This is a genomic window from Curtanaerobium respiraculi (genome assembly GCF_024609215.1).
Taxonomy (GTDB): domain Bacteria; phylum Actinomycetota; class Coriobacteriia; order Coriobacteriales; family Eggerthellaceae; genus Curtanaerobium; species Curtanaerobium respiraculi.
The window spans coordinates 17,914-43,442 of the sequence record NZ_JANIPD030000041.1 but is presented as its reverse complement, the minus strand read 5'-3'; the positions used below and the strand labels follow the sequence as shown (position 1 = coordinate 43,442).

Below are 25,529 nucleotides of genomic sequence, written 5' to 3'. Positions count from 1 at the left end.
CAATGCGTCAGTTCACCGGCAGGTAAAGGAATGCTGATGCGATGCGACAACAGGTCGGGGCGCGGACTCTTCCGAACCCCGTGCGATTAACTTCTCGACTGGAACACCTCGGCGTACTTCATGGATTCGAGCATGTTCTCCTCGGATGCGATGCCCTTGCCGGCGATGTCGAACGCCGTGCCATGGTCCACGGAGGTGCGGATGATGGGAAGGCCCAGCGTGCAGTTGACGCATTTGTCCACGTTGCCCATCTTCGCGGCGATATGCCCCTGGTCATGGTACATGGCGATGGTCACGTCGTACACGCCCTTGAGGTTCTTCGCGAAGATGGAGTCCGGGGGCAGCGGGCCTATGGCGTTGATGCCCTTGGCCTTGGCAGCCTCGATGGCCGGGATGATCTCCTTGGCTTCCTCATCGCCGAACAGGCCGTTCTCGCTGGCATGGGGGTTCACGCCGGCAACGGCCACGCTGGGATGGTCGATGCCGGACTTCTTCATGATGTCGTCGGCGAACTCGATGCACGTGAGGACGCGCTCCTTCTTCACGCGGTTGATGGCTTCCTTCAAGGAGACGTGCGTGGACACGTGCACGATCTTCACCGGCCCCATGAACATCATGGCGTACTTCTCGGTGCCGGTCTCGGTGGCCAGGACCTCGGTGTGCCCGTCGAACATGTGACCGCCCATATGCATGGCCTCCTTGTTCAGCGGCGCGGTCACCACAGCGCCGATCTTGCCGTCCATGGCATCGTGGATCGCGCGCACCAGGTACTGGTAGGCGGCGTCGCCGCATTCGGCGGAAAGCTGGCCCACCTCGAAATCGTCCATGGACATGTCCTTGCAGTTGATCATGTTCACGAACCCGTCTTCGTACTCTTCGGGGGTCTCGATTTCCCTGAACTTGAAGCCCAGGTCGAATTTGCCATTGTAGTACTCCATGATCTTCGTGGGGCCGTATACCACGTACTGGGCTTGATACTCGCCCGCGCGCTTCAGGGCTTTCAGGACGATTTCGGGGCCGACGCCCGCGGGGTCGCCTACGGTGATGCCGTTGATCATGATGGTTCCTCCTGGTTTCTACTGATGCTGCTTGAGATAGTTGAAACAGTAATCGATGGTTTCGGGGGTGCCGATGGAGCCCCCCTTTGCAATGCAGTTCAGGCCGGCGAACATGCCGCTGTCCAGCCTGATCTGGGGAATGATGGGAAGCGGTTCGGACAGGATCTCGCACGAGTCGGAATCGGCTTGGCCGATGAAGCTGATGGCGGTGTCGCCGCCGGTCAGGAACACGCCGGACACGGCGAACTGGGAGACGATTGCGGTTCCCACCTCGCCCAAGATCGCCTGGGTCCGCTTCGACGACTGCTCTTTGGTCATTCCCAGCTCCTGGGCGACCTTCACGGTGTCAAGGTAATCCCGGTAGTCGTACGCCGAGCACACGACAGTGTCGTAGCCGCTCTTCAGGCTGTCGAGCGCCTGGCTGATGAAGCGCTCGGGGCTGCCGTCCTTCATCAGGCCGCGCATGTCCAGCTTGACCACCTGGGCGCCCTTTTCCTCCGCAAATCGCACCTGGGCGCGCGACGTGTCGCTGATGCTTCCCACCAACGCAAGCGCAGGGTTGGGGCGGTTGACGATTTTGATCAGGCTGTTCGCCATGCCCGCGGACCCGACGAACAGCACCTTCTTCCCCAGCGTCAGCACATACTCGACGATCCTATCGATGCCATCGTTGGTTTCGGTGTCGAAGGTGATGGCCTTCGAACCGTCCCATGCAATCTGCCCGCTGCGGATGCTCTTCAGGTCGAAGCTCTGCACGGAACCGTCGACGCAGGGGCCGATGATCTTTGCCAGATTGCTCTCGGTGCACAGGAAGAACGGATCGAGGGCGATTTCCGTCTCGCACAGGATGATGCCGTTGAAATACAGGTTGCCATCCGTCACCGTGCGCGCGGCGTCGGGACAGGCCGAGTTGAAGACAATCAGGTCGATGTCCAGCACGTCGGTGATGGCGCTGATCTCGGTGCGGATGTGCCCGCGAAGCGTGGAGTCGACCTTCTTGTAATAGTAATCGAAATCAAGCTCCTTGGCGGCCTTCGCCGCAATCGTGACGGCTTGGCGGGACTGCTCGGCATCGATGTTGCGCGATTCCGTGTCGATCACGTAGGATTTCCCCGCGATCATCTTGTTCGGGTCGGAGACAACGTGCACCTCGATGCCGTTCTTTGCCATGCTCACGCCGGCATCGCAGCTTCCGGTGAAGTCGTCGGCGATTATCAGATACGTGTTCATCTTCGCCCCCTCTTGGAAGGTGGAATCGGTCAGTCTTTTCCGGGACCTTTCTCAACGCTCGCTGCCGCCACCGCGGCAGCCTCCTCTTCGGCCTTCTCCTCCTCGGCTTCGGCAATGAGTTCCGCCGCTACCTCCGCTTCGGGATTATACGGATGGCCCAGGTACATCTTGTCCACGCCATGGGTGCCTTGCGGGATGCGCAGGCAGCCGTAGCGCTTGGCCCACCAGCTGGCCAGCAGCGGAACCACGATGGCGGTGACGACGGTGCAGGCGGCAACTTGGACGGTGGCGATGGTGGCGACGCCTTCCAGCGCGACGTCGGCGGAGGCGACCGCGGCGGGCACGGCAACGGCGTTACCTGCCGTCGTCGCAACGGCCCACGCCGCGTAACCCGGTCGTTTGCCCACTATCCTATCGAAGAACAGGATGAATAAGCCGCCGACGAAGATGACGACGAAGGCGAGCAGCACGCCGGACAGGCCGCCAGCGATAACGCTCTGAAGGTTGATGCCGGCGCCCAGGGCGAAACCGACGAACGGGATGACCGCGTTGCCGAGCGGCCCGAAGAGCTTCTGGCACTCGTGGTCCAGGTTGCCCACGAGCATTCCCAGGGCGATGGGGATCAGGGCAGCGACCAGATTCATGAAGGGGATGTTCGCCAGCCCGCTGAAGCCCAGCGCGACCATGGTGAGGAACGGTCCGTCGTTCAGCGCGAGCAGGGCGAACGCAGCCTGGTCCTTGTCGTCGCCGTACTCCTGGCAGATGGCGAAGTAGATGCTGCCGTTGCTGTTGGTGACGGCGCAGATGATGGCGAGCGGGGTGAGCCCCAGAACGCCGGCGGGGCCGAAGATCGTGCCCACCAGGATGCCCAGGATGGCGCCGATGGCGAACTTCGACACCAGCAGGATGCCGCCGCGCTTGAGCACCGCCGGCATCTCCTTCACCTGCAGGTTGGTGCCCATGCAGAACAGCAGGATGCCCAGGATGCAGCTGGATCCGGCGCTCGAGAACGTGGCGGTGGTGATGCCGCCGATTTGAAGGGCTTGGGGGAAGAAGGTGTTGATCAGGCAGCCGAGCAGCAGGGGCACGACCATCATGCCGGCCGGTACCCTCTTGATAAATCGCATGATCATGGTTCAGTCCTCCTCTAACTGAAGGAGGGGCCGATCTTCCGTCCGTCTTTCGGACAGTCGATTCGAGCCCCTCCTATTCCATCAGCTTATCCTAGATCGCGTAGAGGTCTTTGCTATGGTCTTCGCCGTAGATTCCCCATTTGTCGATGGCAACCTGCAGCTCTTCGCAGCCCTTGGCCTTTTCGTGCAGGTTGACGCCTTCCATGACCGCATCGATGGCAGCGCGGAACGCGATTGCGCCGGCGCGGGGCCCCATCGGATGGGCATGGATGCCGGCGCCGACGCCCAGCAGCACGTCGGAGCCGCAGTCGTCCACGAACTGGGGAACCAGGCCGGGGATGACGCCGCCGCCCACGAAGGGAAGCATGGGCTTGAGGTCGTAGAACTTCGCCTGGGAGGCGTTGATGTTGGTGATGTAGTTGTCGAACGTGTTGTCGAACTTGCCGTAGGGCGGCTGGGTCAGGTAGATGTCGGCACCGCTCAGACGCACCAGCTTGTTGACGACCTTGGAGCTCATACCCTGGTAGGGGGAGGCGGTGAAGGCGCCGTTGAAGCAGGAGTGGGCCATGATGGGCACGGTGATGTCGGGGTCTTCCGCCAGCATGCGGCATGCGGAGTAGCCGGTGCCATGGATGTCGATCATGATCATGTTGCCGCCGTTTTCGATGACGGTCATGGCGTTTTCCTTCAGGCGGGAGACCTCGTCGGTGATGTTGCAGGAGTAGATGGTGTTCTCGCCCTTGATGTCCTTGGCGCGCTCAACGGCCTCCATGTTCAGCTTCACGCGGTCGGCCAGCTTGTTGAACTCGCGGTTGCCGCCGATAAGCTCGTCATCCTTGATAATGTCAACGCCGCCGGCCGCAGCTTCGAAGAACAGCTTGGCGCCCACTTCGGGGGTATAGCCAGTGCAGGGCTTGATCATGTTGTTGAGCAGCGGACGCTCCGGGGCGCCCAGGATGTCGCGGATGCCCTGGATACCGAATTTCGGGCCTTGGAAGGCGTCGACGAACTTCTTCGGAAAGTCGATGTCGAGCAGCTTCAGGAACGGCATGGACATGATGTTGCCGGCGATGCTTCCGATGAGCAGCGGGATGTTGTCTTCGATGTTGGCAACGGGATAGCCGATGCGGATGATGTAGAAGCGCATGCCGTCGGGGGCGACGTCGAGGTTGACGTTGGCTTGGTTCTCGTAGTTCGGGACCTCGTAAACGCCGATGATCTTCGACGCGTACTTGGCGCGCATCTCGTCGGTCTCGGCGGGCACGTCCACCCAGGAACCGGTGGTCTGCTCGATGCCGATGCTGACAGCTTTCAGAATGGCGCCCTCTTCCTTGGCTGCACCTACCAGATAGGTTGCGACGCACAGATCGTCGATCTGGCAGCCTTCGTAAAGCGGATTGAGCAACGTGTTGTAAAACCTGTTCTGCTGGATCATCTCATTACCTCCTGATGGAACGAACGCTTGCTTTTCGTAGAGTTCGGCTGATATCAAGGGCGCCTTGTGGGTATGACTATATAGAGGATGAAAATATTTTACTAGATTGAAAATTATTTCATCTCAGAGGCATTGAAAATATTTTCGACATGTCAAATAATTTGCAACCGTGATAAGACTAAGGAGTCAGGAGATCGCCCGTGCCTACGAACAAATATGATCAATCGACGTCGCTCGTCCTTCGCGCAGCGTATATGTATTACATCTCGGGGAAGAGCCAGCAGGAGATTGCGAAGGTGCTGAAGATTTCCATCACCACTGTCTCCCGCCTGCTCCAGAAGGCGCGTGCGGAGAAGATCGTCGAGTTCGTCATCCGCGACCCCTTGGTGGAATGCCTGGACCTTGAAACGGAGCTGAAGGAGAGGTTGGGAATCAGCGACGTCATCATCGCCCCAGCCGTGTCTCTGGAACCCGGGGGCGCCACCGGCGAAAGCGACAACGTGAAGAACCTAGTCGCCCTCGAAGCGGCCCGCTACCTGCAGCGTATCATCACCGACAACGACGTGATCGGCTTCACCTGGGGCAGCACCGTATGCGCCATGATCGGGTACCTGAATCCCGCGCAAAAGGTGAACGCTGATTTCGTGACGCTGCACGGATCCCTTGCCAGCAGCGTGCCCGAATGGGACGTGCGCGTCCTGGTAAGCCAGATTGCAAAGGCGTTCTCGGGCACCATGCATGTGCTGCTGACGGAGACGCTCATGGACTCGCCCGAGACGGTGAAGGTGCTGAAAAGGGAGAAGAGCATCGCCGGCGTGTTCGACATGTTCGACAAGGTGAACATCGCCATCAACGGCATCGGCGTGTTCTATCCGAAGACCACCACCATCCTTGCGGAGCCGAGCTTCATCCCACCGGAAGACGTGGCACGCTTGCGGGGGCAGAACGTGGTGGGCGACATCGCCATCCGCTTCTTCAACCATGATGGGAACGAGTGCGACACGCCGCTGAGGGATCGCACGATCTCGATTGAAACCGATCAATTCAAAAGAATTCCCAACAAGGTCACCGTAGCCTCGGGGACGGACAAAGCTTACGGGGTGCGTTGCGCGGCGAAGGGCAACTTCATCGACACGCTGATCGTCGACAGCGACTTGGGGAGGGAGATTCTCCGAATCATCGATGAAGAAGAGCAGAGGAGCCAGAGATAACCAAGCGGTACCGAATCGATCTGCATACGCACACCATTGCGAGCGGGCACGCAAGGTCGCAAAACAGAGAGGAGCATACATGCGCAAGACGAAGATCATCTGCACCATAGGGCCAGCAAGCGAGTCGGAGGATGTGCTCGCGCGTATGTGCGAGGCGGGCATGAACGTCGCGCGACTGAATTTCTCGCACGGCACGCACGAAGGGCACCTGGAGAAGATCAACGCGGTGAAGAGCGTACGCGAGAGGCTCGGCCTGCCCGTGGCCATCATGCTGGACACCAAGGGGCCCGAATACCGCATCGGCACGTTCGCTGGCCATGAGGTGACGCTCGAAGACGGTCAGGAGTTCACCTTCACCACAGACGACATAGAAGGCGACGCCTCCCGGGTATCGGTGAATTACAAGGGCCTGGCCCGCGACTTGGAGCCGGGCGACCGCATTCTGGTGAACGACGGCCTGGTCATTTGCAAGGTCGTTCAAGTTGAAGGCAGCGACGTGAAAACCGTCGTGGAAGCGGGCGGCATGCTGTCCGATACGAAGAGCATGAACTTTCCCGGGCGTCTTATGCGCAACGAGTTCCTCTCCGAGCAGGACAAGGCCGACCTGCTCTTCGGCATCGAAAACGACGTTGACTTCGTTGCCGCATCCTTCGTCTCTACCGCAGACGACGCGAAGGAGATCCGCGACTTTTTGGACGACAACGGCGGCGCGGAGATCGATCTGATCGCCAAGATCGAGAACCAGTCCGGCGTGGCGAACGTGGAGGAGATCTCCGAGTTTGTCGACGGCATCATGGTGGCACGCGGCGATCTGGGCGTGGAGATCCCCTTCATGGCGGTGCCCTCGGTGCAGAAGGAGATCGTCTCGAAGTGTCGGATGCTGGGCAAACGCGTCATCATCGCCACGGAGATGCTCGAATCGATGATCACCAACGTGCGCCCCACCAGGGCAGAGATTTCCGATGTGGCAAACGCCGTGTACGACGGTGCCTCGGCGGTCATGCTTTCCGGTGAGTCGGCAGCGGGCAGGCATCCCGTGGAAGCTGTGGAAACCATGGCGGAGATCGCGAGGTACACTGAAGAGCGCATCGACTACGCGCGCAAGTTCAGGCATATGGACTTCACCATCAGCTGCAATTTGGACGCCCTCTCGCACTCCGCATGCTCCATGGCGGTCGATTTGGGGGCGGCGTGCATGGTCATCAACTCCATCAGCGGGCTTTCCGCGCGCATGGTGAGCCGTTTCCGCTGCCCGGTGCAGATCATCGGCATGACCACGAACGAGAAGACCTACCGCAAGCTCTCGCTTTCATGGGGCGTACTGCCCATGCTGTGCCCCGAGTACGAATCGCTTGACGTGCTGTTCTTCCACGCCATGCAGGAGGTGGTGAAGATCTTGGGGCTCAAGGTCGGGGACGACATCGTGCTCACCGGCGGGCGCATCGGCCAAGGGGGCACCACCAACATGATCAAGTTGGAAACCGTCAGCAAGATTCACTTCTAAGGGACGACGGGGATGGGCCGCGAACACGTCCAAGCGGTGCGACATCTACGACTAGCGAGAGGAACGGCATTCCCCCTCACGCTCGCCGACAACTCCACCATCGTGGGGCAGAAACTTGGGGGGCAGCAGGTCTCGAAGCTGTCCCGACCCCTTCAAACCCGACCTCGTTGAGGATGGGGCATCGGCAATGTTAAACCCGCTATCGAGCCCTTCCGGCCTGCCGACAGGCGACATGAGAACCCTCGTCGATGAAGCAATCCCGGCCTCCACGAGATATTGTCGGAGCTAGACTCCAATGATCGGCTTGTCCGCTAATTGAATTCCTGCTGGGCCTTGTCCAAGCCGTTTCGTATGAGGTACGGGACCGCCTCCGCCGCGAGTCCGCACGTCTGCTCGAACTCGTCCTCTGCCTCGCGCCGCGGGCGCGAGAGCACGAAGTCCGCCACCGGCATCCTTCCAGGAGGGCGCCCGATGCCGCACCGGATGCGGAACCAGTCGCGCGTCCCCAGCTTGTCGCATATGCTGCGAAGCCCATTATGGCCCGCATGGCCGCCGCCGAACTTCACGCGGATGGAACCGGGGGCGATATCCAGATCGTCATGGACGACGATAAGGTGATCGGGCGCGACTCCGTATGCGTTGCAGAGCTGCTTGACCGGCCCCCCGCTCGTGTTCATGAAGCTCTGGGGCTTGGCGAGCACCACATCTTCGCCCGCGAGCACGCCTTTGGCGGTCAGCGCGCCACACTCGCTCTTCCAATAGCGCGCACCGGCTTCGGCGCCGAGGATGTCCACGGTGTCGAAGCCGGCGTTATGGCGCGTATGCTCGTATTCCCCGCCTGGGTTCCCCAGGCCGACGATGAGATACACGAGCGCCTCTTAGTCGGGAAAGAGGGCCGCGACGCTGCCGTACTCGAAAACGCGTTGTATGGTCTTAGCGAACAAGGGGGCGACGGACAGCACCTTGATATGGTCGCCGCAGCGATCGGCCGGAACGGGCACGGCATTGGTGACGACGACTTCCTTGATCTGCGACTGCGCGATGCGTTCATACGCGGGGCCGCTGAAGATGCCGTGCGTCGCGCAAGCGTACACCTCGCGAGCGCCCTTCGCCATCAACGTATCGGCGGCCGCGCACAGGCTTCCGCCCGTGTCGATCATGTCGTCGTTGATGATGCAGATCTTATCCGTCACATCGCCGATCAGCGCGGTGATCTCGCTTTGATTGTGCCGCGGGCGGTCCTTATGCATAATGGCGATGTCGCTGTCCAGCTTGGTCTGGAACTTCTTCGCCGCCTTGGCGCGCCCCACGTCGGGGGAAACGACGCACACCTCTTCGGGGTTCCAGTTCTTGGCCCGAAAGTAATCGGCGAACAGGTCGAGCGCGGTCATATGGTTGACGGGGATGTCGAAGAAGCCCTGGATTGCGTCTTGGTGCAGATCGACGGTGATCATGTTGGTCGCACCGGCGACGGTGAGCATGTCGGCGACCAAGCGGGCGGTGATGGGCTCGCGGGAAGCGGCTTTGCGCTCTTGGCGAGCGTAGCCGTAATGGCTGACCACGGCGGAGATGGTGCGCGCACTGGCGCGCTTGGCCGCATCGATCATGATGAGCAGCTCCATCAAGGCGTCGTTGATGTGCTCGCCGGCAACGCTCTGCACGATGAACACGTCGCATCCGCGCACGCTCTCCATGAAGCGGGCGTAAATCTCGCCGTTGGCGAACTTCTCGATCTTCACCTTGCCCAGATTCAGCTCGAGCTCGCTGGCGATTTGCTCAGCCAATTCCGGATTTACCGTGCCGCTGAACACCTTGATGTGCTTCGGCATGGGGATGATTTCGGCCATTGCATTCCCTTTCTTCTCCATCGCTGTGCCGCGACAGCGCTTGGCATCGATTATCGCACGTGGATCCTATTTGGCGCCAGTTTCACAATGTGAATGCATGTCGCACACGCTTCCCTCCGCGAGGGCCGCGCCGACCCGCCGCGCGTCGTGCACCGCGCATCCCGCCCCGACCGTGCAATCGACGAGGTACGCGTTCGGCCCGATCGTCGCATCCGCCCCGATAGAGGTATCGCCCAGCAAAAACGTTTGGGGCAGCACCTCGACGTCCTGCGCGATGCGGACGTCGGGGCCGATGTAGGTGCTCTGCGGATCCCACAGCGTGACCCCCGCCAGCATATAGCGCAGGTTGATGCGGTCCCGCATGATGCGAAGCGCCTCCGCGAGCTGCACCCGGGTATTGATGCCCAGGCATTCCGCGGGATCGGATGATTCCACGCCCACAACGGCGCACCCCGCAGCACGGGCGATCTCGACCACATCGGTCAGATAGAACTCACCCTGGGCGTTGTCGCTGTCCACCTTGGCAAGCGCGTCGAAGAGCAGTTCGGCGTCGAAGCAGTAGAATCCGGAGTTGCATTCGTTGATCAGCGCCTGCTCGGGAGTGCAATCCTTCTGCTCCACGATGCGCTCCACCTCGCCTGCGCCATCGCGCAGGATGCGGCCGTAGCCGGCTGGATCGTCCATCCGCATGGTCAGAACCGCCGCGCCGGCATCGGACTCCTCCCGCGCCGCCACGAGCGACGTGAGCGTCTCCGCCGTGATGAGGGGGCAATCGCCCGAAAGCACGAGCAGGCTTCCCTTCGCGCCGTCGAACTGCGGCTGCGCCGATGCGACGGCATCCGCCGTGCCCAGCCTTCCGGGCTGGACGGCGATCGCGCAATCGGGCTCCACCAGCGGCCTGACGATGTCGATCCCGTGGCCCAGCACGCATACCGGACGCTCGACGCCGGCGTCGTGGGCGGCCTCGACCACCCAGCGGACGAGCGGCCTTCCCAGAAGCCGGTGCGCCACCTTCGGAAGCTTCGATTTCATGCGGGTGCCCTTGCCTGCGGCGAGGATGATAGCTTCTGCCTTCACCGTGCCCCTCCTGTTCGCAAGGCTATTCCTCATCGGGGATCAGCGCGCTGCAGAACGCGTCGAGCAGCGTGATCGCGTAATGCTGGGCGGATCGGACCTCGCCGGCGTCCTCCCATTGCACGCCCGGCAGGCACACCGCCAAGCGGCCCGGCGTGCGCACGACCGCGCCCATGGCCGATCGAAGGCGCAGCGCCAAGGTGCTTTCCTCGTCGTACGTCACGAAAGGCACCGCAGGCTCGGCATCCGCCTCGCTGGTGACGATATGCACCAGCAGCATGCCGCCATCGGGGGCGACCAGCAGGTTCTCGGCGCTGAGGATCTTGCTGTTGGGATTGGTGGCAAGCGCCAGGTTGCTCATGCGCGCAGCGACGCTGCGGGTGAATTCGTCGGTGCCGAACAGGCACAGGGCGTTGCGCTCCAGCACGTCGGCGGCGCGGGCGAACCCCACATGCACCGCGGCGTGCGGCGCGGGCTTGCCCACCCACGAATGATGCAGGTTGTTGATGGCGCGGTAGGTGAACGCGCCGGCGATGCCGTCATTGGGCAGCCCCATGTTCATCTGGAATTTGCGCAGGGCGGCCTCCGTATGCGCGCCGAAGATCCCATCCTCGCCGCACGCGAACCCCAGGGCGCCCAGGGCGGTCTGCAGCTGCTCCACGTCGTTGCCGTGAAAATACGGCATGCGCAAGAACAACGTTCTGTCACCCATCCGGAACGATGCATCCAGCAGGGCGGCCCACACCTTCTCGTCGACCTCCAATGAGGGCGGGATTTTGCGTTTTCCGCAGAATGCCGCGACGGCGGCGGCGGTCACCTGGTCGTAATGGCCGGTCACCTGGCCTTCTTCCAGAAACCCGAGGCTGGCGAGCTTGCGCTGCACGTCCTCGACGGCCGCGCCGCTATCGTTCAGAGAAATGGTGTCCATAGGGCTCCTTCTAATGCAGGCGGTTCACGAACCAGTCTGCCATCGAGATGAGCATATCGCGCGCCCTGGAGGGCCCGATCATGCCCACCAGGCGATTCTTCGCAATGCTGGTGAGGTTCTCGGCGTAGACGCGCGCGCATTCGATGCTGCCCGAATCCCGCATGATCTGCACCGCCTCATCGAGCACGTCGCGGTCCTTCGCGTGGCTGGAAAGGATCTCCTCCAAACGCGCCGCATGCGGAGAATGCCGCAGGGCGTGGACCACGCACAGCGTCCGCTTCCCCTCGGTGATATCCGTCCGGAAATCCTTGCGTGTGGACTCCGCGCTCCCCACGAGGTTCAGCAGGTCATCTTGGATCTGGAAGGCAAGACCGGTGTCCAAGCCGTAGTTGCGCAGGCCCTCGATCTCGGACTCGGTGCCGCCGCCGACGATCGCGCCCACGGCCAAGGGCACGGCCCCCGAATAGTGGGCGGTCTTATGGGTGGCCATGACGAGATAGTCCTCGGGCGTGATGTCGTAACGCCCGTCGCGCGCCCATCCGAGGTCCATCGCCTGGCCTTCCACGGTGCGTTTGGTCATCTCGGTCAGCTCGGTGATCACGCGCACCTTTGTTGCATCGTCGAGGACGGCATCGCGCGCGACGGTGCCGTTGACCAGCATGAGCGCCAAATCGCCCACGTTGATGGCGATGCCGACGCCTTCGGTCAAGTGCATGCAGGGAGCGCCTCGGCGGAGCTCCCCCTCGTCTGCGATGTCGTCATGGATGAGGGCGGCGGATTGGAAATGCTCGATGGCGGCCGCGGCCGAAATGGCGCGCTCGATGTCGCCCCCGACCGCCTGGCACGCCGCAAGGCAGATGAGCGGACGATGGCGCTTCCCCCCGTTTTGGCTGAACCGCATCAGCGGGTCATAGAGGTAGGCATCCATATCGGGGTGGGTCCCGTGCGGCAGATAGCTGTTGATGAGCTCGCCCACAGGCTGGGCGTACGTCGCCAGGTACTCTTCGAATGTCGTCGGCTGGTTCTCGGCGGAGGCCATGATGTCGCGAATGGAGCGAACGCTTTCGTCTGTCACTATGCCGAACTCCTTCGGTTCTTTCCCTTAAAGGCATGCGGCCGGGCGGGAAGCCCCGAATCGTACCGCATGCGATGCACGCATCTGGTAGGAGCGGTGGGACTCGAACCCACAAACCCGAAGGTGGCGGATTTTAAGTCCGCTGCGTCTGCCAATTTCGCCACGCTCCCGCAAGGCATGATGCAACTTTTTATGATACTACGTTGAGCAGCGCAACCGCCACGACAGGGAAATTCCCACTACTTCGGTAAATCTCGGTAAATCGGTAAATCTTGCGCTCCGCGGCCGTGCGAGAGAATGTGCGGCCCGCCACCATGCCGTTTCCCACCATGCTGCGCGAGGCCCGGCGAATCGGCGATGGATGCGCGGTTGCACGGTCCCGGAGGCAGGATGCTCACCCGCTGTACCCGAAAAGCGGGTCGAGGAAACCCGAATACCAGGTGTCGGGCGCCTTAACCGCCGCGACGCACGCGATGTTCGCCGGCTCCAACGGATTCGCCTCCGATGTGACGCCGGTGACGACGACGGGGTTCTCCCCTTCTTGCACCCAACCGTAATTGAGGGCCGCCTGATCCTGGATGCCCGTATCGGAGGACAGATACGCCACTTCCTGCTTCAAGAGCTCGTTCTGCTGGTTGAGTACCTCGAGTTGAGCTTGGGCTTTCGCCTCGTCCCGCACGGCGACATAGTAATCATGCGCAGGTTGGTACACCGCAGCGACGCAAATCAGCATGCACGCCGCGATGGCGCCGATGATCTTCGCGAAACGAGGCACGTTGGAAACGGATCCGGTGCCCGCGTGGGGAATCGCGACGCTCCGCGCGACCGCCTCCTGCTGGGTGCGCATGCGCGAGCTCTTCCGATGAGTCGCCCCCATCTGCCCCCGGTACACGGCGGGCCGCGGGCCCGATTCGGCTGCCGGGGCATCCGATTTCACCGTCCGGTCGAACGCACGGTCCGCCTTGCGCTTCCGCGCATCGTGCTGGCGCTGTTTCAGCGTCCCCGCAACGGTCCGTCGGTCCGAGACACGCGGCGGCCGCGATCCGCGCCGGGCACCGGCGGCTTCGCCCCCGTGGACCGCCCGGTTGCGGGCATCGCGGTTAGGAGCGACGCGGGCATGCTCGCGGCTGTCCTCGCGCTGATGCGCCAGGGGGCGGGCGGTGGGCATCACCGCACGCGAGGCATCGCGATGAAGGCTCTCGGAACCTGCGGAATCGTCGCGCGTCCGATGGGAACGGCGCGACGCGGAGCGCGCCTCTTCGAAATCGACGATGCGGGCCGTACGGGTCACGGATAAAGCTCCTCGCAGTGATGGGATGGTTAGGGTTCGTTTGCTGCTGTATGCTTCCCCGATGATAGCACGCGCCCTCGACCCCCGACCGCGTGGTTTCCCCCAGCAGGGGCCGCTTCCACGAAAAAGACCTTGAAACCGTTCCTGGCGGAAAACGCACGAGGACCCCGCGGCGATGCCCAGGCGGGGTCCTCTTTGCGATGAGATGTGAGAAGCGAGCCTAGTCCTCGGCGGCAAGCGCCTCGGCGATCTCGTCGGTGACGTCCATCGTGTGGAAGACGCTTTGCAAATCTTCCAGCTCCTCCAGACGATCGATCAGGCGCATGACTTTCTTGGCGTCGGACACGCTCACCTGCGTCGGGGTGGTGGGTTCCATGACGAACTCGGCTCCCTGGGTCTCAACGCCCTGCTCTTCCAGGTCCTTCTTCACGGACATAAGGTCGGTCGGGTTGGTGTAGACGATCCAGGAGTCGTCTGCGTCCTCGTAATCATTGCCGCCTGCCTCCGCAACGGCCATCATGAACTCGTCCTCATCGGCAGCGGGACCGTTGGGCTTCATGCCCTCTTTCTTACCCGTGCCCTCGATTTCCTTCGGAACGCGGATCTGACCCTTGCGCTCGAACATGAACGCCACGGAACCGCTGGTGCCGAGGTTGCCATTGGCATGCGCGAAGGCGCTGCGCACATCGGCGGCGGTGCGGTTGCGGTTGTCCGTCAACGCCTCGCAATACACGGCGACGCCCGCGGGACCGTAGCCTTCGTACACGACGGTCTCGAATGACGCGGCGTCCTTGCTGCTGCTGAACGCCTTGTCGATAGCGGTCTTGATCTTGTCCTTGGGCAGGCTGTAGCCCTTCGCCTTTTCGATGGCTGCCGCGAGGGATGCGTTATTGTCGGGGTTCGGGTCGCCCCCCTCCTTGGCAGCAACGGTGATGTTGCGCGAAAGCTTGCCGAACAGCGCCGAACGCTTGGCGTCCTGCGCCGCTTTGCGGTGCTTGGTGGTCGCCCACTTAGAATGCCCTGACATTAGCACTCCCTTCAAATACTCGAGAACGTTTTGCCCTACGCCTGCGCGCAAAGCGCAGTTCTTAAGTTTACCATAGGCGGTTAAGCCCGGCGCTATCCGCACGGGTTCTTCAGCATACCCACATGGCAGAAGGTCCCAGGAAACGAATCGAGAAACCGGGTCGGGATGGATCGGAGCGGAAGCGTGTGCGCTACCCCCGCCGCCACAGCCCGGATTTGCCGCCATCCTTCTCCAGCAGGCGCACGTCCATGATCTCCATACCGCGGTCGACGGCTTTGCACATATCGTAAATCGTCAGGCAGGCGACGCTTGCGGCGGTCAGCGCCTCCATCTCGATGCCCGTCTTCCCGGTCACCCCGAACGTTGCCACGACGTGTATGCCCACCCGGCCGTCCCCACGCTCGCCCGCACGGACCGGCGCGCAGTCTACCTTCGACTTCGTGATCAGCAGCGGATGGCACATGGGGATGATGCTGCTGGTCTGCTTGCCCGCCATGATGCCCGCCACGCGTGCGCAGGCGAGCACATCGCCCTTGGCGGCTTTCCCCTCGACGATCAGATCGAGCGTCGTCGGCTGCATGCTGATAAAGCCCTCGGCGACGGCGATGCGAACCGTATCCGCCTTGGCGCTAACGTCCACCATGCGGACTTCGCCTTTTTCATCGATATGGGAGAGTACGTGTTCCACTGTTCGGATATCCTTTCGAAGTCATCTGTCATGCCGACAAAAGTCTACGGTACCTTTGTCCCTTGGGGAACCAACGTGACAAAAGTCTACGGCTCCTTTGTCCATGTGTCCCTTTGTCCACATGTGCCGTCAGTCATGTGTCATGTGTGCCGGGGAATGCGATTATCCCCCGATGGCGTTCATATTCGTCTCCGTCGCGTTCGCATGGCCCCCTTCATGGTGCTCGTCGGGCTTGGCGCCGATGGCGCGGATGAGGATCGCCCGGACCTCTTCTTCCGAACCGTTCCGAAGCGCATCGCGCACGGGATATTCTTCATCGCTGAACAGGCAGGGCCGAATCCCCCCCTTGGCCGTCAACCGGACCCGGTTGCACCGGCTGCAGAAATGATTCGAAAGCGGGCTGATGAAGCCCACCGTTCCCAACGCGCCGGGGAACTTCCAATAGCGCGCAGGTCCGCCCCCGTCGGGCGCGCTCCCATTCGACGCGGGCACGAGCGGATGCCGTCCCGCCGCGCGCGCCGCCCCATCGATCTGAGAGCGGATATCGTCGCAGCTGACAACATCCTGCGGACCCCAGCCCGACCCGTTGCATCCTGCGGAATCCCCCACGGGCATGTACTCGATGAAGCGCATGTGCAGGGGACGGTCGCAGCTCATGCGGGCGAATTCGTAAAAATCCTGATCGAGGCTGCGCACGGCGACGGCGTTGATCTTCACCGGGTCGAAACCCTCAGCCAAGGCCGCCTCAATGCCCTCGAGCACCCGCTTCACATCGCCCCCGCGCGTCACCGCTGCGTACTTCTCGGGATCGAGGGTGTCGAGGGAGATGTTAACGCGGTCGAGCCCGGCGACTTTCAAATCATGGGCCATCGATGCCAAGAGGATGCCGTTCGTGGTGAGGGAGATATCCTCGATGCCGGGGATGGCGCGAATCTCCCCCACGAGGCCGACCACGCCTTTTCGAACGAGGGGCTCGCCCCCGGTCAAACGGATGCGGCGCACGCCCAGCCCGGCCGCCACGCGGATGAATTCCACGATCTCGTCGAAGCGCAATATGTCATTATGCGAGACTTGGGCGATCCCCTCCGCAGGCATGCAGTAGATGCACCTGAGATTGCAGCGGTCGGTAAGGGAGACGCGCAGGTAATCGATCGTCCTCCCCAAAGTATCCTTCATCAGGCCACCTTCTCATCGCGAATCGCGCTCATCGCTTTCGTCCTTCACCGTAAATAATCTCTTTCGGAGGATACTAATCGATAACCGAATCCATCGATCTCCGCGATGCGGCACCGACTTCGAACCGTTACAGAGTGAAGCCCCATTTCTGGAGTATCTCGCGCGCATCGGCGCTCGTCGCGCACCAGGATAGGAACGCCTCCGCCTCGTCCATGTGCTCAGAATCCTGGGAGACCGCAACCGGGTAGTCGACCGCGGCATATGCCGATGCGTCAACCGCCCCCACGATTTTCAGGGAACCGTAGCGATACACGTCCGTGGCGTAGACAAGCGCCACATCGCAGACGCCCTTCCGCACATTCTCGCAAACCGCACTCGTCGTCGGCGATTCGGTTACCACGCCGGGTTCCGCCAAGGCGCCGGAATACGACCCCGCTTCAGACGATGGATCGGAAGCGGAACCGCCGTTTTGGAAGGCATACCCCCCGGCGGTGGAAAGAGCTTCGCGCGCCGAGGCGCCCGAAGCCACGTCGGCATCGCCCAAGGCCACGAAATGCAATCCGTTGACGATGTCGGACAGCGTGCAGACGGTCACGGAGTCGTTGTCGGAAGCGGCGACGATGACCAGGCGGTTCCGCGCAAGGTCGAATCGGGTGCTCGCCTGGATGGCGCCCTCCTGCTCAAGCGCGTTCATCTTCGCTTTGGAGCCCGCGATCACGATGTCGGCGTGCGCCGAATCGCCGTCCGCCTTCGATACGGTGCTTGCGACCACGCCTTTCGAAGGAGACTGCTCCGTTTGGGAGAACTGGGGCTCTGCGAACGAGACCCCCTCGTGCGTTTCGGAATACAGCTGCTCGATTTCCAGCAGTGCACGCGCGAAGGCGCTGTCGGCCGATACCTGGAGCTCCACCGTCAAAGTTGTATCGGCTTCGACCGAACTGGTGGGCGAGCTGGTCGCGCTGCCATTCGAGGAAGAGCATGCCGCAAGCGCGCACACGCAGAACGCCGCTGCGCACGCGATCAGGCCGAGCGCTTTTGCGAACTTCTTCATGACGATGCTCCTCCGTCTTCCCAAACCGGTTTCGGTAATGATAGCGGAAGCGCACCGAGGTGGGTCCAATTGTTACCAACATACAAACCGCCGCCGTCCCGCAACATCACCGGCTCACCAGGTACAGGCATTCGGGGGGGATGCGGATATACAGCTCGTCGCCTCGCTCGGGCCAGCTACCTCTGGGCTCCTTGAGCATATCGACGCGCCAGTACAGGTGCTGCCGCAGATCCCCCATCTCCCCGTGGCTGCGGTCGGGATCTTTGCGGTCCATGAAGCTCAAAAGCACCGTGCGCTCGAAACGCGAATCGCTCGTTCGGTCGACGTGCATGCGGTATACGTTCCGCCCCGGCCCTTCGGCACGCTGCAAATAGAACGCGCGCACGCCGAACGCTTTCGCATCGGGCGGGATGGGGCCGTCCGTCTCCAGTTCGACACCCCATTCCGGGCAATAGAAGCGATGGCCGTCCAGCCGCTTCACCGAGTGCGCGTTCTTGCACCCCGATAGCTTGATGCCCGCCAGGCTCTCGGGCTGGGACACCAGGCCGCGGCCGGTGTTGACCTCCATGATGCTCCCGTCCTCAATCACGGCGATGCGATCGCAGAAGCGAAGGGCCTCGTCGATGTCGTGGCTCACGTACAGGATGGTGCCATCGTATTCGCCGAACAGCGACACGAGGTTCTGCTCGAGCAGCGCCTTCAGATGCGCATCCAAGGCCGAGAACGGCTCGTCGAGCATGAGGATGCCGGGACGCGCGGCCATCATGCGCGCCAGAGCGACGCGCTGCTGCTGCCCGCCCGAGAGCTGCAAGGGGTAGCGCTTCTCCATGCCCGTCAAGCTGAAATGCTCCACTTCCTCCGCGACAACGCGTGCGCGCTCCTTGGCGTCGGCGTCGTCGCCGATGCCCGCGGCGATGTTCTGCGCCACGGTCATGTGCGGGAACAGCATGTAGTTCTGGAACAGCAACGCGGTTTTGCGCTCCTGCGGGGAAAGGTTGACGCCCGCGCCGGAATCGAAGTACGTCATTCCGTTCACGACGATCCGCCCCTCGTCGGGCGTCTCGATGCCGGCGATGCAGCGCATGGTCATGCTCTTGCCGCATCCGCTTTCGCCGAGCAGGCCCACCGTCTCGTTCTCCACGGAGAGCTGCACTTCCAAATCGAACGACGCCAGCTCCTTCTTGATGTCGACATGCAGGCTCATTACTCCCCCAAACGCCTCTTATACCGCTGCGTGCGCGATGTGTACACGTTGATGAACAATATGACGAGGAACGAGACCAGGATGACCACGATGACCCAGAAGATTGCCGCATCGGTATTGCCCGCCATCCAGTCGAAATAGATGGCGATGGGGATGGTCTGCGTGATGCCCGCGTAGTTGCCGGCGAAGAAGAGCGTGCAGCCGAACTCACCCATCGCCCGGGCGAACGCGAGCACGGTTCCAGCAGCGATAGACGGCCACGCGAGGGGGAGCATGATCCGCGCGAATATGCGCCCCTCGCCCCAGCCGAGCGTGCGCGCGCAGTCGAGCATGTTCGCATCGAGGTTCTCGAACGCCCCGCGGACCGTGCGGTACATGAGGGGGAACCCGACCACGATGCAGGCGATCACAGCTGCCTCCCACGTGAAGACGATATCGATCCCGTGCGCGATGAACCATCGCCCGGTGGGCGCGCTCGTCCCGAAGAACACCAGCAGAAGGAAGCCGCATACCGTGGGCGGAAGCACCATGGGGATGGTGAACAGCGTATCCAGGATGCCCTTCGCACGGTCTGAAACGCGCAAGGTGAGCCACGCCGCCAGAAGGCCCAGGATGAATATGACGAGGATGGCAACCCCCGTGGTGCGCAGGCTCACCCACAAGGGGCTCCAGTCCAGCCCTTCGAAGAACCTCTGCAGGGCCGCCAAGCCGGTCGGCGTCTCCTCCACAACGGTTTCCGAGGCGGGGGCGAGCACGCCGGTCTCCATGTACACCGCGCCGCCCGACCCATCTTCCGACCCGGCCTTCGTGACGGTGGCGTAGTACACCCCCTCGGAGAGTTCCACGCCGAACCGGTAGGTGTACTCTCCGACGGCCAGCGTGTCCTCGCTCGTGAAGTGGTACGTGTTGTTCAAGTCGGGGAACAGGACTCCGCCGCGGCTCGCCCGCTGGTCGAGCGCCGCCAATGTCATCAGGAATTTCGACTGGAATCCTTCGTCAGAGATATCGATCCCCAACCCGTCCGCCACGTCGCGCGGGATGTGCACGAGCGTGGCGCCCTGGGTGTTCACCACGGAGAAGGCGTCACGCGACGACATCGTGTACTGGTAGCCATGGTAAGCCCCGTCGGTCGAACGGTTCGTGCCCTTGTTCTGCCGGACGAAGTCGCCGATGCCGAAATCGGCCGTCGAGAGCACAGCGGCGTCCGCCCCATCCGATACCCGGATGCTCACATCGGCATTCGAATCGATGGAAACCGAGCTCGCGGGCACGATCACCCCGGATGCGGTCGTGACGTTCTTTCCCGCCTCCTCCGCAACTCCCGTGCAGGGCAGGGCAAGGGCCGCGAAGAGCAGCATGCAGACGCCCACGAGGGCGGCGGCTAAGGCTTTGTTCGAGTGCGCCTGTCGTACCACCATCTGAAAATCCTTGTTCGAGACGAAAGAAGAGCGCCGGCATGCGCCGACGCTCCCCACTACCGCACGCGCGATTGCGGGCGGCGGCGATTACATGAGTTCGAAACCGTACTCGCTGAAGACCTTCTGGGCGCCGGCATCGGTCATGCAGAAGTTCAGGAAGTCGGCAGCCGCCTCGGCGTGCGCGGACTGCGCGGTGACGGCACCCGGGTATTTGATGGCCTTGTGGCTATCGGCCGGGGTGGTGTAGATGGCCTTGATGCCGCTGTAACGGTAGATGTCGGAGCTGTAGACGAACCCGACATCGACCTGGCCCTCCTTCACGTAGGAGGCCACGGTGCCCACTTTGTCGGCGCCGGCATTGCACTTCTCCTCAACGGTGGGGTTCTGCCAGTTCATGGTGGTGCCGTCCTCGCCCAGGGAGAGGAAGCCCGCAGACGCCAGGCTTTGAGCGGCGTACTTGCCGGCAGGCACGGAGGCAGGGGCGCCGATTGCGAAGCTCTTGATGCTGTCGCCGACGAGGTCGTCAAGGCTGCTGACGGTGATGCTGCTGCCCTCGGCAGCGCATACCACCAGGTCGTTCTTGAACATGTCCGTGCGCGTTCCCTCGTCGATGGACGAATTCTGCACTGCCTTGTCCATCGTTGCCGTGCTCGCCGTGATCAGCATATCGGCCGCGGTTGCATCGGCCTGCAACTGGCTCACCAGATCGCCGGACGCCTTGAACTGAGTGTCCGCGAAGGTGACCTCGGGATGCGCCTTCGTGTAGAGCGCCTGCACCTCGGGCAGTGCCTTCTCGAGCGAGTTCGCGGCGAAGATCTGGAGTTCCACCTTATCCGCTGCCGCGCTGCTTGTCGCAGAGCTGGAAGACGTGTTCGAGGAGCTGGAGCAGCCCGCCATCGCGGCAAGCAGCGCCGCACAGGCGAGTGCTGCGGCGACCAGTTTCATCGATTTCTTCATATGGTTCCTTCCCCCTATCGCAAGAGCGCACTTCGCGCCTTTCCGTCTCACATATGGTACTCGTTGAATCATACTGTCGCAATGGGAAATATTCCCATTTTCGGATAATATGTCGAACGGAAAAGGGCGTTGTCTCCAACGCCCCTTCATCCGCGCGCTTCGCGATCTTGTGCGGAGGCCCGCTACGAGCGGACCTCGGCACCCGTCGCCTTGCAGACCTTCTGCACCAGCTTCGCGTGGACGCGCTCGACCTCGTCCCCGGAAAGCGTGCGGTCGAGCGCCTGGTACCGCAAGGCGAACGCCATGCTCTTCTTGCCCGCGCCGAGCCGTTCCTCGTCGCGATACACATCGAAGAGGTGCGCGCCGCCCAGCAGCTTGCCGCCGGCACTGCCCATGACCTGCATGACGCGCTCCGCCGTCACATCTTCGTCCACCACGAAGGCAACATCCATCGTCACCGGGGGGAATTCGGGGATCTCGTACGTCTCGCGTTCGAAACGGGCGCGCTTCTCAAGCGTCTGCAAGTCGATTTCGAAAGCGACGACGGGCGCCTGCGCATCGAAGGCGCACACGGCGAGCGGATGGATCTCGCCCACCCAGCCGATCACGGCGCCGGCGGAGATCAGCTCCGCCGCGCGGCCGGGCTGAAGCCAGGGGGCGGCATCGGCGTCGAGCGCCTTGAAGCGCACCTTGGGAAGGGCAAGTTCTCGGGCGATGCTCTCGAGGACGCCCTTGCCATCGAAGAAATCGAACGGCTGCCGTGCCTGGTTCCAGCCTCCTTCGCCCATGGCGCCCGCGAGCACGCAGGCGAGCTTCTCGCGCTGCTTGGGAACCTTCTTCCCCTCATGGACGGCGAACACGTTGCCCACCTCGTACAGCTGTATGTTGGCGATCCCGTGGTTCTGGTTGTAGGCGACGCTGCGCACCAGCCCGGGGATGAGGCTTCGCCGCATGACGGATTGGTCGGCGTTGATCGGGTTGATGAGCTCGACCGCCTCCTCGCCGTCCCCGGTGGGCATGCGCAGCTGCTCCTGATCGTGCGGGTTCGCGAACGCGTAGGTCTGCGTCTCGTTCACACCGCTCGCGCGCATCGTGATATGCAATTTGGAGAGGATCTGCTGGCTCCACGTGCGATGGCCGATGCGGCCGCGCCCCCCCGGCAACGTGCTGGGAACCTTGTCCATGCCGTAGAGGCGCAGGACCTCCTCGTACAGGTCGATTTCGCGTTCCAGGTCGGGGCGGAAGCTGGGCGACGTCACGCGGTATTCGGGGCCGTTCAGGGCTTCGACCGTGCATCCCAGGCGCTCCAAGATATCCACAGCCTCCTTTGCGGGGATGGGAGCGCCCATCATGGCGCAGCAGCGCTCGTGCCGGTAGATGTTGACGACGGGTTCCTCGCGCACGGGCCAGACATCCACCAGGCCGCGGCACACCTCCCCGCCGCATACATCGGCGATCAGGGCCGCGGCGAAATCGGCGTTGCGCGCAATCGCCATCTGGTCGACCTTGCGCTCGTATCGCATGCTCGACTCGCTGATGAGTCCCAGGTTGCGGCTCGTGCGGCTCGTATGCGACGGGCTGAAGGTGGCGGCTTCGAGCAGGATATTCGTCGTCGCATCGTCCACCTCTGAATCCATGCCGCCCATGACGCCCGCCAGGGCGATGGGACGCTGGGGCGTCGCTATGACGGTCATGTCGTCGGTCAGCTCGCGCACCTCCCCATCCAGGGTCTCGAGGGTCTCGCCATCGCGGGCGGGGCGCACCACGATGCGCGCGATGCCGTCCTCGCCGGCAACCTTGTCGAAGTCGAAGCTGTGCAGGGGCTGGCCCAACAGGAACAGCACGTAGTTGGTGATGTCGACCACGTTGTTGATCGAGCGTGCCCCAGCGGCAACGACCCGCTCGGCCAGCCACGCGGGGCTGGGCCCCACTTTCACATTCTTGATCAGGCGCGCCGTGTAGCGGGGGCACCGCCCGGCATCGACGATTTCAACCCGCACATGATCGGCTGCAGAATCGACCCCCTCGACGAGATCGAAGCCTTCGGTGGCGTCCTTCACCGGGATGCGGTACATGGCCCCCACCTCGCGCGCCATGCCCTCCATCGAAAGGCAGTCGGGGCGGTTCGGCGTGATCTCGAGATCGAGGATGCGGTCGGATAGGCCTGCGTATCGGGCGTAGTCCATTCCCACCGGCGCGTCTTCGGGAAGGATGATCAAACCGCTGTTATCGCCTTCGAAGCCCAGATCCTCCGGCCCGCAATTCATCCCCATGCTCACTTCACCGCGGAGCTTGCTCTTCTTGATCTTGCCGCCGGGCAACTCCGCGCCGATCATGGCCACGGGCACCTTGTCTCCCTCGTTGAAGTTCTGCGCGCCGCAGACGATTTGGAGCAACTCGGGCTTCCCGTCGGGTCCCACATGCGCTCCGCCTACGTCCACCTGGGTGATCCACATATGGTCGCTGTTGGGATGCGCTGCCTTGCCGGCGATGCGCCCGATGACGACGTGGGTGAACTGCGCACCGCTTTCATCGACGCCTTCCACGCCCGTGCCAGTCAAGTCGAGCTTGTCGCAGAACGTATGCGTATCCGCCGGCACGTCGACGTAAGCGGAAAGCCATTTCAAAGATACCTTCATGAGAGTGCTCTTTCTACAATCATTGACAAAATAGGTTCGCCCAAGGAAGTCAGCGAGGGCGATTCTGGCGAGTGGCTGAGGCCCGCTCGGAAGTCCAAGTTGGCTTCGCCAACGCAGCAGCTTCCGACACGCGCCTCGAGTGCCGGCAGAATCGGCCGCAACGACAGCGGATCGGCAGTTCGCTAGAAAACGGCGGAACCATCAGAACTGCCTCAGGAACCGCATGTCACCTTCGAGCAGCATGCGCAGGTCGGGGATGTTGTACTTCAGGCAGGCGATGCGCTCGACCCCCATGCCGAAAGCGAATCCCGAATACCTTTCGGGATCGATGCCCGCATAGGCGAACACATTGGGGTCGACCAGCCCCGCGCCGAGCACCTCCACCCAACCGGTGCCCTTGCAGAAGCGGCAGCCTTCGCCGCCGCAGATGCCGCAGCTGATATCCGCCTCGCACGAAGGCTCGGTGAACGGGAAGTAATGCGGGCGCAAGCGCGTCTTGCGATCCTCTCCGAACATTTGCTTGACGAAATACTCCAGCGTCCCCTTCAGATCGCCGAAGGTGATGCCCTCGTCCACGACCAGCCCTTCGACCTGGTTGAACTGCGGCAGGTGGCTGGGGTCGGCCACGTCGCGGCGGTACACCTTGCCCGGGGCTATGATGTAGATGGGAGGCTTCTGGGCCTCCATCACATGGGCCTGCACGCCGCTGGTCTGGGTGCGCAGCAGCACGTCGGATTCGCCGCGGACGGCAGCTTTGTCGCCAGAGCGATCGACCACGTAGAAGGTATCCTGCATGCCGCGCGCCGGATGGTCGGCAGGGGTGTTCAGCGCCTCGAAGTTATAGTAGTCGGTCTCGATCTCGTTGCCGGCGACAACGTTGTATCCGAGGCCCAGGAAGATGTCCGAGATCTCGTCGGTGATGCGGCTGATCAGATGCCGGGTGCCCACCTGCTGGGCGCGCCCGGGAAGCGTGACATCCACTGCACCGGCATCTATCTCGGCGGTAAGCTCGGCGTCCTCCAGCACACGCTTCTTATCCGCCAAAGCTCCTTCCACGACGTTGCGCACCTGGTTCAGCGTCTTCCCCACTTCGGCGCGCTGTTCTTTGGGAACATCCTTCATGCTGCGCAGGTACGCCGTCAGGCTCCCGGATTTGCCCAGCACGCGCACCCGCACCCGCTCGAGCTCGTCGCTTGCACCCGCCCCCGCGATCGCGGACAGGGCATCGCGCTGCAACGCCTGCAGTTCTTCAACGATTGCCATTGCTCTCCTTCCAAAAAGAGCCCCTTCTCTTCCTTGCCTCCAAGGACGAGAAGGGGCTCTCGCGGTACCACCCTGGTTGACGCGGATCGTGCCGCATCCACTCTTCGCCCTGTAACGGGAGCTCCCGATGCGACCTACTGACGCCTGGCCGGCACGTTCCGCCGCACAGCTGGTGAAGGGAATCGCCGCGAACGCTGCCGGGGCCTTCCAGCCGACGGGCCCCTTCTCTGATTTCACGTGTGGTCGCGACGCTGTCTTCGTCGTAGCCTTTGCACTATTCGGTTGTGACTGGAGAGTATAGCGCAAAAATCGCGCCCCTT

21 protein-coding genes and 1 tRNA gene are annotated in these 25,529 nt (G+C 62.5%); 2 read left to right on the top strand and 20 right to left on the bottom strand.

Features of this window, described 5'->3' with window-relative positions:
- Positions 1-86: 86 nt before the first annotated feature.
- The 4 genes from pdxA to NOV21_RS09605 form a co-directional block, all read right to left on the bottom strand.
- Positions 87-1,058: a 4-hydroxythreonine-4-phosphate dehydrogenase PdxA gene (gene pdxA, locus NOV21_RS09620; protein ID WP_283170851.1), complete on the bottom strand. Its 972-nt coding sequence runs from the start codon at positions 1,056-1,058 to the stop codon at positions 87-89.
- Between the two features lie 18 nt (positions 1,059-1,076).
- Positions 1,077-2,288, bottom strand: coding sequence for a four-carbon acid sugar kinase family protein (locus NOV21_RS09615; protein WP_283170852.1), 1,212 nt, complete (start codon positions 2,286-2,288; stop codon positions 1,077-1,079).
- 29 nt (positions 2,289-2,317) lie between these two features.
- Complete coding sequence (locus NOV21_RS09610; protein WP_283170853.1) at positions 2,318-3,421, bottom strand: 2-keto-3-deoxygluconate permease; 1,104 nt, start codon at positions 3,419-3,421, stop codon at positions 2,318-2,320.
- A gap of 91 nt (positions 3,422-3,512) precedes the next feature.
- Entirely contained in the window at positions 3,513-4,856 is a 1,344-nt protein-coding gene (locus NOV21_RS09605; protein WP_283170854.1) for a RuBisCO large subunit C-terminal-like domain-containing protein, read from the bottom strand.
- Positions 4,857-5,056: 200 nt separating this feature from the next.
- Here NOV21_RS09605 and NOV21_RS09600 point away from each other — a divergent pair, with 200 nt between their 5' ends.
- Together NOV21_RS09600 and pyk are read left to right on the top strand one after the other, a co-directional pair.
- Positions 5,057-6,067: a sugar-binding transcriptional regulator gene (locus tag NOV21_RS09600; protein WP_283170855.1), complete on the top strand. Its 1,011-nt coding sequence runs from the start codon at positions 5,057-5,059 to the stop codon at positions 6,065-6,067.
- Positions 6,068-6,146: 79 nt separating this feature from the next.
- A complete protein-coding gene (gene pyk, locus NOV21_RS09595; RefSeq protein WP_283170856.1) occupies positions 6,147-7,571 on the top strand; it encodes a pyruvate kinase in 1,425 nt (474 codons plus the stop codon).
- A 311-nt stretch (positions 7,572-7,882) separates the two neighbouring features.
- On the opposite strand, the gene pth is transcribed toward pyk, so the two are convergent.
- The 16 genes from pth to pheS form a co-directional block, all read right to left on the bottom strand.
- The gene (pth, locus tag NOV21_RS09590) at positions 7,883-8,440 is read right to left on the bottom strand and encodes an aminoacyl-tRNA hydrolase (protein ID WP_283170857.1); all 558 of its coding nucleotides are present in this window, start codon (positions 8,438-8,440) and stop codon (positions 7,883-7,885) included.
- A gap of 9 nt (positions 8,441-8,449) precedes the next feature.
- Positions 8,450-9,418: a ribose-phosphate diphosphokinase gene (locus tag NOV21_RS09585; RefSeq protein WP_283170858.1), complete on the bottom strand. Its 969-nt coding sequence runs from the start codon at positions 9,416-9,418 to the stop codon at positions 8,450-8,452.
- A gap of 66 nt (positions 9,419-9,484) precedes the next feature.
- A complete protein-coding gene (locus NOV21_RS09580; RefSeq protein WP_283170859.1) occupies positions 9,485-10,495 on the bottom strand; it encodes a bifunctional UDP-N-acetylglucosamine diphosphorylase/glucosamine-1-phosphate N-acetyltransferase GlmU in 1,011 nt (336 codons plus the stop codon).
- A gap of 22 nt (positions 10,496-10,517) precedes the next feature.
- Complete coding sequence (locus NOV21_RS09575; RefSeq protein WP_283170860.1) at positions 10,518-11,420, bottom strand: peptidoglycan-binding domain-containing protein; 903 nt, start codon at positions 11,418-11,420, stop codon at positions 10,518-10,520.
- Between the two features lie 10 nt (positions 11,421-11,430).
- Positions 11,431-12,459 (bottom strand): polyprenyl synthetase family protein, encoded by a 1,029-nt coding sequence (locus tag NOV21_RS09570; protein WP_283170888.1) that lies wholly within the window; start codon positions 12,457-12,459, stop codon positions 11,431-11,433.
- A gap of 121 nt (positions 12,460-12,580) precedes the next feature.
- Positions 12,581-12,665: transfer RNA gene (locus NOV21_RS09565), tRNA-Leu, on the bottom strand.
- Between the two features lie 224 nt (positions 12,666-12,889).
- A complete protein-coding gene (locus NOV21_RS09560) occupies positions 12,890-13,786 on the bottom strand; it encodes an FtsB family cell division protein (protein WP_283170861.1) in 897 nt (298 codons plus the stop codon).
- A gap of 220 nt (positions 13,787-14,006) precedes the next feature.
- Entirely contained in the window at positions 14,007-14,813 is an 807-nt protein-coding gene (locus NOV21_RS09555; protein ID WP_283170862.1) for a YebC/PmpR family DNA-binding transcriptional regulator, read from the bottom strand.
- Positions 14,814-15,003: 190 nt separating this feature from the next.
- Entirely contained in the window at positions 15,004-15,501 is a 498-nt protein-coding gene (moaC, locus tag NOV21_RS09550; protein WP_283170863.1) for a cyclic pyranopterin monophosphate synthase MoaC, read from the bottom strand.
- Between the two features lie 162 nt (positions 15,502-15,663).
- Complete coding sequence (gene moaA, locus NOV21_RS09545; protein WP_283170864.1) at positions 15,664-16,677, bottom strand: GTP 3',8-cyclase MoaA; 1,014 nt, start codon at positions 16,675-16,677, stop codon at positions 15,664-15,666.
- 127 nt (positions 16,678-16,804) lie between these two features.
- Complete coding sequence (locus NOV21_RS09540) at positions 16,805-17,728, bottom strand: molybdate ABC transporter substrate-binding protein (RefSeq protein ID WP_283170865.1); 924 nt, start codon at positions 17,726-17,728, stop codon at positions 16,805-16,807.
- A 106-nt stretch (positions 17,729-17,834) separates the two neighbouring features.
- Complete coding sequence (locus NOV21_RS09535) at positions 17,835-18,932, bottom strand: sulfate/molybdate ABC transporter ATP-binding protein (protein ID WP_283170866.1); 1,098 nt, start codon at positions 18,930-18,932, stop codon at positions 17,835-17,837.
- Positions 18,932-20,350, bottom strand: a complete 1,419-nt coding sequence (gene modB / locus NOV21_RS09530) for a molybdate ABC transporter permease subunit (RefSeq protein WP_283170867.1) — start codon at positions 20,348-20,350, stop codon at positions 18,932-18,934. The genes NOV21_RS09535 and modB overlap by 1 nt, the downstream gene beginning before the upstream one ends.
- An 87-nt stretch (positions 20,351-20,437) precedes the next feature.
- On the bottom strand, positions 20,438-21,307 hold the full coding sequence (modA, locus tag NOV21_RS09525; RefSeq protein ID WP_283170868.1) for a molybdate ABC transporter substrate-binding protein: 870 nt from the start codon (positions 21,305-21,307) through the stop codon (positions 20,438-20,440).
- A gap of 182 nt (positions 21,308-21,489) precedes the next feature.
- The gene (pheT, locus tag NOV21_RS09520; protein WP_283170869.1) at positions 21,490-23,946 is read right to left on the bottom strand and encodes a phenylalanine--tRNA ligase subunit beta; all 2,457 of its coding nucleotides are present in this window, start codon (positions 23,944-23,946) and stop codon (positions 21,490-21,492) included.
- Between the two features lie 201 nt (positions 23,947-24,147).
- Entirely contained in the window at positions 24,148-25,209 is a 1,062-nt protein-coding gene (pheS, locus tag NOV21_RS09515) for a phenylalanine--tRNA ligase subunit alpha (RefSeq protein ID WP_283170870.1), read from the bottom strand.
- Positions 25,210-25,529: the final 320 nt, after the last annotated feature.

Coding starts and splice junctions, on each gene's coding strand:
- pdxA (WP_283170851.1), bottom strand. CDS start 1,058: ATGATCAACGGCATCACCGTAGGCGACCCCGCGGGCGTCGGCCCCGAA.
- NOV21_RS09615 (WP_283170852.1), bottom strand. CDS start 2,288: ATGAACACGTATCTGATAATCGCCGACGACTTCACCGGAAGCTGCGAT.
- NOV21_RS09610 (WP_283170853.1), bottom strand. CDS start 3,421: ATGATCATGCGATTTATCAAGAGGGTACCGGCCGGCATGATGGTCGTG.
- NOV21_RS09605 (WP_283170854.1), bottom strand. CDS start 4,856: ATGATCCAGCAGAACAGGTTTTACAACACGTTGCTCAATCCGCTTTAC.
- pyk (WP_283170856.1), top strand. CDS start 6,147: ATGCGCAAGACGAAGATCATCTGCACCATAGGGCCAGCAAGCGAGTCG.
- NOV21_RS09585 (WP_283170858.1), bottom strand. CDS start 9,418: ATGGCCGAAATCATCCCCATGCCGAAGCACATCAAGGTGTTCAGCGGC.
- NOV21_RS09575 (WP_283170860.1), bottom strand. CDS start 11,420: ATGGACACCATTTCTCTGAACGATAGCGGCGCGGCCGTCGAGGACGTG.
- NOV21_RS09570 (WP_283170888.1), bottom strand. CDS start 12,459: ATGGCCTCCGCCGAGAACCAGCCGACGACATTCGAAGAGTACCTGGCG.
- NOV21_RS09555 (WP_283170862.1), bottom strand. CDS start 14,813: ATGTCAGGGCATTCTAAGTGGGCGACCACCAAGCACCGCAAAGCGGCG.
- moaA (WP_283170864.1), bottom strand. CDS start 16,677: ATGAAGGATACTTTGGGGAGGACGATCGATTACCTGCGCGTCTCCCTT.
- NOV21_RS09540 (WP_283170865.1), bottom strand. CDS start 17,728: ATGAAGAAGTTCGCAAAAGCGCTCGGCCTGATCGCGTGCGCAGCGGCG.
- NOV21_RS09535 (WP_283170866.1), bottom strand. CDS start 18,932: ATGAGCCTGCATGTCGACATCAAGAAGGAGCTGGCGTCGTTCGATTTG.
- modB (WP_283170867.1), bottom strand. CDS start 20,350: ATGGTGGTACGACAGGCGCACTCGAACAAAGCCTTAGCCGCCGCCCTC.
- modA (WP_283170868.1), bottom strand. CDS start 21,307: ATGAAGAAATCGATGAAACTGGTCGCCGCAGCACTCGCCTGTGCGGCG.
- pheT (WP_283170869.1), bottom strand. CDS start 23,946: ATGAAGGTATCTTTGAAATGGCTTTCCGCTTACGTCGACGTGCCGGCG.
- pheS (WP_283170870.1), bottom strand. CDS start 25,209: ATGGCAATCGTTGAAGAACTGCAGGCGTTGCAGCGCGATGCCCTGTCC.